Origin of the sequence: Candidatus Aegiribacteria sp. (assembly GCA_021108435.1) — a bacterium.
In the GTDB taxonomy this organism is placed as follows: Bacteria; Fermentibacterota; Fermentibacteria; order Fermentibacterales; family JCC-6; genus Aegiribacteria.
Genome location: JAIOQY010000174.1, coordinates 1 through 2,491 on the forward strand (window position 1 = coordinate 1; position 2,491 = coordinate 2,491).

Annotated in this window: 2 protein-coding genes; both read right to left on the reverse strand. The window is 50.9% G+C overall.

Going from position 1 to position 2,491, the window contains the following annotated elements; all coding sequences use genetic code 11:
* Positions 1 to 759, reverse strand: a 759-nt coding sequence (locus K8R76_09905) for a VCBS repeat-containing protein (protein MCD4848496.1), incomplete at its 3' end; no start/stop codon positions are given.
* Positions 756 to 2,491, reverse strand: a 1,736-nt coding sequence (locus K8R76_09910) for a T9SS type A sorting domain-containing protein (protein MCD4848497.1), incomplete at its 5' end; no start/stop codon positions are given. The genes K8R76_09905 and K8R76_09910, both read right to left, overlap by 4 nt.

Consider the following 2,491-nt stretch of genomic DNA (forward strand, 5'->3'; position numbering starts at 1 on the left):
CCATGTGAGACCGGTGTCCTGATTCACGTAAATCAGGATAGAATCGTTTTTGCATGAGATCAGATCTGTGTCGCCGTCGCCATCGATATCTCCCGAACACATGATTTTGGAGATTGCTGCCGATGGGGAGACTTCCCAGCAGGTCCATACACCGGACCCGCCCGGGTTCTCAAGCCATACAATGCCGTGCTGATAAACGCTCAGAGCAATATCCGTGTTGAAATCGCAGTTGAAATCTCCGAGAACAAAACCCATACCAGTTCCGGAAAAGATCTGGATCGTATCCGGAACCCAGATTGAGTTACCCTGGTTCCAGTACATTATGGTCGTACATCCTCTTATGCCAGCTATATCCGGATCACCATCTCCATCGAAATCCGATACTGCATAGTTATAGAGGAGTGGTATGCTCAGAGAGTCTGATTCCCATTCCAATCCATAATCCAGGTTGAACAGCAGTATGAATGAGTTGCTGATTGTTTGTATAAGAACATCGATATCTCCATCACAGTCGAAATCAGCTGCCGCCGCGGATTTTGACCTGATGGAATCAACCAGATGAACTTCACTGCAGTTCCCAAGTATCAACCCTCCCGGACATTCGAGCCAGTTTGCATTCTCTGCTCCCCAGAAACAATTGCCCCATTCGATAACCGGTCCCTGTAATCCCGGGCCTCCGGACCAGTCGGTCTGGATCGATGTTCCCGCGAATACCGAACCGGAAACGATCATCATCGAAATGATTATTCTAAGGCTCATGGTTTCTCCTGTCCCAGTACGACTGTTCTGCGGATGTACTGAATCCCTTCGGCTTCTATTTTCAACAGGTAGATCCCGGGAGCAAAGTCGGATGTATCGACAACAAGAGAGCCTGTCAGGGGTTCATCGAAGCTGTTTTTCAGAACAAGCCGTCCGGAAATGTCGTAGATGCTCATTGTCCAGCAAAGGCTCTCGAGTGTAAGCGGCAGGGTAAAGGATGAGATACATGGGTTGGGTGACGGCCGACCTACATGAACGGGAACAGTTGAACCTTCCAGACCAAGGTTAAGGGTAAATCCATCTACAGAGACGTCATCCAAATAGAAACCTTCGATATTGTCACCGTCATAATCCGTGTAGAACCAGAATTCGATCCTGACAAGTGAACCATAATCCAGGTATGAGAGATCGTAAGTTCTCGGCAGCCACTGCAAATTATTCTTTCCGTCCATGGTCTGTGCTGCTCCTAGCAGACCGCCGGCTCCGATGAAATCGAGTGTATCCACCACCAGGGCATCCAGGTTGTTCGCCAGAACATAAAGCCCGTCGTAGCCGTAGAGGTCGAGGGCAAAGCATGACCAGAAGGTAAGTTCCGCTTCAGGAGCGATGTAGAAGGTCGGGCTGACAAGACCGCAGTTCATGCCGTTCTGGTAGGTTCCGGAAGACTCATCTCCGCAGTACCACCCGCTGGATCCGGAATGCGGGTTCAATGTGGTAATGTGCCACAGATCATTCGTTCCCGAATGGGTCCATCCGTTTGGACCGGATTCGAAATCATCCGAGATTCCGAAGTCGCCCACGACCATTATCATCGAATCCTGGCTGTTCCAGAGCGGATCGGCTGAGATGTCAAGCAGGAGTTCCACGAAGGCGATTGTCGGCGCGTCGTTTGAAAGGCTGCCGGAGAAAACAAGCCCTCCTGTTCCGTCCGCCGGTATTATGGATGTGTAGCCGCTGTCACTGCTCCATGTCAACCAGTTGAAGGTATCGGAGACGAGTACTGAGACATTCTGAGCGTCCAGCAGCCCTATGTTGGCTATATCCACCAGCAGATCGAATGACTCTCCTGGTTCAGCGTATCCGTTTCCGTTGCCTCCCGAACTGTCGTCGATCGAGTACGTGGAGAAATAGAGACCCGGCGCGAATACGAGAAAAGGCAGATCGTAATTCCATGTTCCCTGATCACACTGTATCTGGATGTCCAGGTGAACAGTCTCTCCGGTACAGGCAGTCTCATCAACGATTATCTCCAGAGAATCATTCCCCTGACCGCTCTCGCCGGGAGAGAGCACCCCGTAGGATATGGACGCCTGTGTGAGCTGAGCCGGTCCAGAAGTGAGCTGGGCCGTGAGTTCAATACCCGTAAGGCTCTCGGTTCCCTGGTTCAGAAGAGTCAGAACCACGTCTGCCTGAACACCGGGGGCGAGATGCCCGTAATCCGATGTGTCTTCTATAAGCACATTCGATATAACAACGGATGATCCTGTTCCTTCGGGCACTGTCAATGTGGTTCTTCTCACACCTGTACCCGTTACGGTTACCGTGATATCGCCGGTTGGCGGTGAGTCCAGATCAACAATCGCATAGCCTGATTCATCGAGGGCAACCACATGATAGTTGCCGAAATCGCTGTCATGAATGCATACAAGAAGTTCTTCCGGAACTTCTCCGGGAACATCGACAAACACGGGTATACACTGTGTTGCAGGTGTTACAATTTCCGGAAGCTGAA